The sequence below is a fragment of the Pseudomonas fluorescens genome, assembly GCF_019212185.1.
Taxonomy (GTDB): domain Bacteria; phylum Pseudomonadota; class Gammaproteobacteria; order Pseudomonadales; family Pseudomonadaceae; genus Aquipseudomonas.
The window spans coordinates 6,336,246-6,342,245 of the sequence record NZ_CP078138.1 but is presented as its reverse complement, the minus strand read 5'-3'; the positions used below and the strand labels follow the sequence as shown (position 1 = coordinate 6,342,245).

Genomic DNA, 6,000 nt, shown 5'->3' with positions numbered 1-6,000 from the left:
GAGGTTCAAAAGGAGTCATTGGCGAAAAGGGCGGGCATTTTAACAGGAAGCAAGGATTCTGCCGCCTCTCTCCGACTTGTGACGTAGCACTCGATCTAAATTTGCCGGTTTTGTTACTTTCGCGCAGGATGCGTGCTGGATTTGCGGCTAATGTTCGATCCGAAGCGCTACGTACGTTTGGTATTCGTTGGCATTGGCCATTGCTCCAACGCGCGTCATATTCCAGTTGCCACCCTCTTTGCAGAGTCTAGGGAGCTAGCTTGTCTACGCCTGTCGAACCCTTGCGCTTGCTGCTGCTGGCTGAAGAGCCTGCATGGGCGGCGTTGTTGCGCGAGTGTCTGGCCCCCATGGGGAGCTCGGCTGTATTGATTAGTGCGCCGACCTGGGAGTCGGTGAGCAGTCTGTTTACCGACAACCGCAGCGCGGTACTGCTGACCGTTCCTTCCCTGCAACCGGAGCCGGGTCGGTGCAATCTGCCCACTGTCCTGTTGCTCGAACAGGAACCTGTTGCGACGCCCGACGGTGTCAGCGACTGGCTGGTTAGCGATCTCCTCGACAGCAATGTCCTGCGCCGTTGCCTGCGTCATGTGCGTGAGCGCGGGCTGCTGGAAAACACCTTGCAACGCCTGGCCGAACAGGACCCGCTTACCGGCATCGCCAATCGCCAGGGCTTTCAGACGTTGCTGGCCGCACGCCTGGCGGAAAACGAAGGGCGTGGCCTGGCGCTTGGGCACCTTGACCTCGATAACTTCCGGTACGCCAACGATGCCCTCGGCCATCAGGCCGGCGATCGCCTGATTCTGCAAGTCGTCTCGCGGCTCAAGAGCCAACTGGAGGCCGGCGATCAGTTGGCACGCTTGGGCAGCGACGAATTTGCCTTGTTGATCGATACCCGGCGCGCGCCGCAGCGGGCCGAGTGGATGGCCGAACGCATCACGGAAGTGCTGTCCGAACCTTATTGGGTGGATGGCGAGAGCCTGCTGCTCGGCGCCAGCCTGGGCATCGCCCATGCGCGGGCCCAGGCCGGCGCCGACCCGCTGATGTGGCATGCGCACATAGCCATGCAGCAGGCGAAGAGCACCCAGGGTTGCACCTTTCATATTTTCAACGAGCGGATCAATCGCAACGCCCGCAGCATGGCCGATTTGGAAAGCGAGTTGCGCCGCGCCTTGCGTCGGGATGAACTGGAACTGCACTACCAGCCGCGCCTGGACCTGCACGACGGACAAATTGTCGGCCTGGAGGCCCTAGTGCGTTGGCGGCATGCCGAGCGCGGCCTGCTACCACCCAGTGAGTTCGTGCCGCTGGCCGAGCAGAGCGGGCTGATCGTGCCGCTGGGTTACTGGGTGATCTCCCGGGCATTGCGCGACATGCAGGCGCTGCGCGAACGTGGCCTGCCGCCGTTGCACATGGCGGTGAACCTGTCGTTCCGCCAGTTCCAGGACAGCCAACTGTTGTCGACCTTGAGCCGGCTGATTGCCGAGCGTGGAGTCGATGCGCAATGGCTGGAGTTCGAACTCACTGAAACCGCTGTGATGCGCCGCAGTGACCTGGTGCAGCAGACCATGGATGCCCTGGGGCGGCTGGGGGTGCGTTTTTCCCTCGACGACTTCGGCACCGGATTTTCTTCGTTCGTGCACCTCAACAGCCTGCCGATCGCCCTGTTGAAGATCGACAAGAGTTTTGTCGGCGGCATGGAGTTGCGTGAAGAAAACCGCAAGTTGGTGCATGCGATGATCAACCTGGCGCATAACCTTCATCTGCAGGTGGTCGCCGAAGGTGTGGAAACCCCGGAGCAGCTCGCCTTGCTGCGCGGGTTCGGTTGCGATCAGGTACAGGGTTACCTGATCAGCAAACCGTTGCCACTCGCGGAACTGGTGGAGTATTTGACGTTCGGCAGCAGCCAGCAGGCGCTGGTCGAACGGGTCTAGTCCGCCTGAGTCATCCTGAAACCGGCCTGGACTGACGGCTCCTGGCGGATCATCCGTTGCATCTTCCACTCGAATGCCAGGGTCAGGCTGACAGCCGCGCAGGCCAGGCCCAGCGCCAGCCCCCACCAGACGCCGGTAGGCCCCCAGGCGAGATGAAACGCCATCCACCAGGCCGCCGGTGCACCAATCAGCCAGTAGCAACCCAGACCCACGAGAAAGGTGGTCTTGGCGTCCTTCAGCCCGCGGATGCAGCCCATGGCGATGGTTTGTACGCCATCGAACAGCTCGAACCATGCGGCCACCGCAAGAAGGCTCACTGCCAGGGCGATCACTTGGGCAAACGCCGGGTCGTCGTGATCGAGGAACAAGCCCACCAGTTGATTCGGCAGCAGCCAGAACACCATGGCGAAACCCAGCATCAGCAACGCGCCAAAGCCAATGCCGACCCGCCCGGCCAGGCGCGCGTCGAGCAATTGCCCTGCGCCATAGTGCTGGCCGATGCGCATGGTGATCGCATAAGACATGCCTGCGGGCACCATGAATGCCACCGAAACAATTTGCAGGGCGATCTGATGGGCGCCGAGCTGGGTACTGCCCATGGTGCCCATGCACAAGGCTGCGAAGGCGAACAGGCCGACCTCCACCGCATAAGTGCCGCCAATAGGCAGGCCCAGGCGCCACAGCTCGCGCAGGTACTGGCCATTGAGCCGTGACAGGCCCTTGCGCAACGGATAGGCCGCGTACGCCGGATGCCGATGAATGTGCCAAGCCAGGCCCAACGCCATGCAGCTGGCAACGATAGCGGTGACCAGGCCGATGCCCACCAAGCCCATTTTCGGCAGGCCGAACATCCCGGTTATCAGCGCGTAGTTCAGTACAAAGTTGGCCACGGTGCCGATCACGCTGATCACCATCACCGGAGCTGCCCGGCCAATGGCGCTGGTGAAGCCGCGCAATGCCATGAACGTCAGGTAACCGGGCAGGGCGAATGGCAGGATCGTCAGGAACTGGCCGGCCATGGTGACGTTGCTTTCGGTTTGCCCGAACAGCAACAACACCGGCTTGAGGTTCCACAGCAGCAGGCCTGCCACCACGGCCATCAGGCACGCCAGCCAGATCCCGGCCTGGGTCAGCCGTGCGGCACCGATGATGTCACCCGCACCGTGACGGATTGATACCAGGGTGCCGACAGCGGCAATCACGCCGATACAGAAAATCGACACGAACGAGTAACTCGCTGCGCCCAGACCACCCCCTGCCAGCGCTTCGGGGCTGATTTTGGCCATCATCAGGGTGTCGGTGAGGACCATCAGCATGTGCGCCAACTGCGAGGCAATCAACGGCCCCGCCAGCCGCATGATGGCTCGCAGTTCGGTACGTGCTGGATGCTGCATGATCATCACGCTCGTCTTCCATGAAGGGGTGGGAGCCGATGATTTTCGGCGCTTGCAGGCAATTGCACAAAAGGATAAAAACGATTGCTCGCATGATTAAAACTCATGCTGTTTATCGGGCTCGCCGTCTGCGCTATAGGAATTTTCCTGATGTCTCGTCGTCTTCCTCCGCTTTATGCCCTGCGCGCCTTCGAGGCTGCGGCGCGTCACAGCTCGTTCACCCGTGCGGCCGAGGAGTTGTCCATTACTCAAAGCGCGGTGAGCCGGCACATTCGTACGCTGGAAGAGCATTTTGCCTGCCGATTGTTTCTGCGCAGTGGACGTCATTTGCAATTGACTGAATCCGCTCGGCTATTGCTGCCTGGCGTGCGCGAAGGGTTTGGCGCGCTGGAACGCGCCTGTAACACCTTGCGCGCCGAAGACGACATCCTGCGCATGAAAGCCCCTTCGACCCTGACCATGCGCTGGCTGCTGGCGCGTCTGAGTCGGTTTCGCCACCTGCAGCCTGGCAATGAGGTGCAGTTGACCAGCGCCTGGATGGACGTCGATTCGGTGGACTTCAATCACGAACCGTTCGATTGCGCAGTCTTGCTCAGTAATGGGCATTTCCCCCCTGACTGGGAGGCCAGCTTGTTGTTTCCCGAATTGTTGATTCCGGTGGGTGCGCCGAATCTGCTCAACGATCAGCCCTGGGATGTCGAGCGCCTGATCGACGCTGAACTGCTCCACCCCACGCCCGATCGCCGTGACTGGCGCAGTTGGCTGGAGCGCATGGGGCTGTCCGAACAGGTATCGCTAAGGGGTGGGCAGGTGTTCGATACCCTGGAGTTGGGGATGATTGCTGCGGCGCGGGGGTATGGCGTGTCGATGGGCGATCTGTTGATGGTGGCCGAGGATGTGGCGCAAGGGCGTCTCAGCCTGCCCTGGCCGACCACCGTGGCGAGTGGCTTGAATTACTACCTGGTATGGCCAAAGACTCGTCCGGGCGGAGAGCGCCTGCGTCGACTCAGTGATTTTCTGCAGGCCGAGGTAGCCGCGATGGAGCTGCCGAACGTCGAGCGTCTCGATCACTGATTCGCTGGTCGGTATTGCAGCGCTTCGGCCAGGTGCTCGCGGCTGATGGTGTCGGCTTGCTCAAGGTCCGCCAGAGTCCGCGACACCTTGAGCAGCCGGTGCGCAGCCCTCAGCGACAAGGTCAACCGCTCGCAGGCGTTTTCCAGCCAGCTTTCGTCAGTTGTGGATAACTTGCAGTGGCTTTTCAGGCCCGGCAGATCGAGAAAGGCATTGGCGCAGCCTTGGCGCTGCTGTTGGATTTCACGGGCCTGGGCGACCCGCTCGGCGGCGCTCGCGCTGCTGTCACCGGGCGCTACGGCAGGGTTTAGCGCGGTCGCCTCGCGGGCGACGGTCAGGTGCAAATCGATGCGGTCGAGCAAAGGGCCGGAGAGTTTGTTGCGGTAGCGCTGGACCATATCGGGCGTGCAGGAACAGCGGCCGCTGGGCTCGCCGAGATAACCGCAGGGACAGGGATTCATCGCTGCGACCAATTGGAAGCGTGCCGGAAATCGTACGCGGTCGCGGGCTCGAGAAATCACAATGTACCCGGATTCCATGGGCTCGCGCAGGACCTCCAGAACCTTGCGATCGAACTCCGGAAGCTCGTCCAGAAACAGTACACCGTGATGGGCCAAGGTAATTTCCCCGGGCTGGGGCTTAGAGCTGCCGCCCACCAGCGCCGGTCCGGAAGCCGAGTGGTGCGGTTGTCGAAAAGGCCGCTGCGGCCAATGGCTCAAGGGCATGCAGCTGGCAACTGACTGGATTGCCGCGACCTCCAGTGCCTCGCCTTCGGTCAGGGGTGGCAGCAGCCCCGGCAGACGACTGGCCAGCAAGGTCTTCCCGGTGCCTGGCGGTCCACAGAACAACAGGTTATGTGCACCTGCCGCCGCAACCAGCAGGGCCCGCTTGGCGCCGGCCTGGCCTTGTACTTCGCTGAGGTCGGGATAGGGTTTGCTGGCATGCAGCAAGCCATCGGAGGCATAAGGTTCGATGGGCGTGTGCCCGTTGAAATGCGCCACCGCCTCGAGCAGGTGATGCACCGCGATCACCTTCAGTCCGGAAGCCAGGCATGCTTCCTCGGCATTGGCCCAGGGCACCACCAGGCTGCGTCCGGCCTGACGCGCCGCGAGTGCCGCCGGGAGCACACCGCGAACCGCCCGGACCTCGCCGGACAACGCCAGCTCACCCAGGCACTCGACGTCATCCAGGTTCAGGGTCGGGACTTGCACACTGGCAGAGAGGATCCCCAGGGCAATCGCCAGATCGAACCGGCCGCCGTCCTTGGGCAGGTCGGCGGGTGCGAGATTCAGGGTGATGCGCCGTGCGGGAAATTGCAGTCCGGAATTGATGATCGCACTGCGCACCCGGTCCTTGCTTTCCTTCACCGCCGCTTCGGGCAAGCCGACCATCGTCAGCGACGGCAAGCCATTGGCCAGATGCACTTCAACAGTAACGGCAGGCGCCTCGACACCGACCTGGGCGCGGCTGTGGACGATGGATAGGGACATGATCATTCCTTGAACGAGAGAGCCGCTTCCTGCGGTTGTTCAAGGGTAGATGGGCAATGGTGTTTTAGCGCCCGGTGGCGGGCGCGAAACCTTCGCAGAATATTGCAGGTAGAG

Annotated in this window: 4 protein-coding genes; 2 read left to right on the top strand and 2 right to left on the bottom strand. The window is 62.1% G+C overall.

The features are described from left to right. The first annotated feature begins 260 nt into the window (after positions 1 to 260). A complete protein-coding gene (locus KW062_RS28775) occupies positions 261 to 1,931 on the top strand; it encodes a putative bifunctional diguanylate cyclase/phosphodiesterase (protein WP_027616840.1) in 1,671 nt (556 codons plus the stop codon). Here the strand turns inward: KW062_RS28775 and KW062_RS28770 are convergent. Continuing rightward, a complete protein-coding gene (locus KW062_RS28770) occupies positions 1,928 to 3,325 on the bottom strand; it encodes a NorM family multidrug efflux MATE transporter (RefSeq protein WP_105753729.1) in 1,398 nt (465 codons plus the stop codon). The genes KW062_RS28775 and KW062_RS28770 overlap by 4 nt on opposite strands. A 150-nt stretch (positions 3,326 to 3,475) precedes the next feature. Here KW062_RS28770 and KW062_RS28765 point away from each other — a divergent pair, with 150 nt between their 5' ends. Continuing rightward, positions 3,476 to 4,399 carry a LysR substrate-binding domain-containing protein gene (locus KW062_RS28765; RefSeq protein WP_027616842.1) on the top strand — a complete coding sequence of 308 codons (924 nt, stop codon included), beginning with the start codon at positions 3,476 to 3,478 and terminating at the stop codon, positions 4,397 to 4,399. On the opposite strand, the gene KW062_RS28760 is transcribed toward KW062_RS28765, so the two are convergent. Further along, on the bottom strand, positions 4,393 to 5,886 hold the full coding sequence (locus KW062_RS28760) for a YifB family Mg chelatase-like AAA ATPase (protein WP_105753579.1): 1,494 nt from the start codon (positions 5,884 to 5,886) through the stop codon (positions 4,393 to 4,395). The two genes, KW062_RS28765 and KW062_RS28760, sit on opposite strands and share 7 nt — an antisense overlap. Between the last annotated feature and the right edge of the window lie 114 nt (positions 5,887 to 6,000).

Bases quoted from the DNA above. Each gene is read 5' to 3' on its own strand.
- KW062_RS28770 (WP_105753729.1), bottom strand. From the start codon at position 3,325: ATGCAGCATCCAGCACGTACCGAACTGCGAGCCATCATGCGGCTGGCG.
- KW062_RS28765 (WP_027616842.1), top strand. From the start codon at position 3,476: ATGTCTCGTCGTCTTCCTCCGCTTTATGCCCTGCGCGCCTTCGAGGCT.
- KW062_RS28760 (WP_105753579.1), bottom strand. From the start codon at position 5,886: ATGTCCCTATCCATCGTCCACAGCCGCGCCCAGGTCGGTGTCGAGGCG.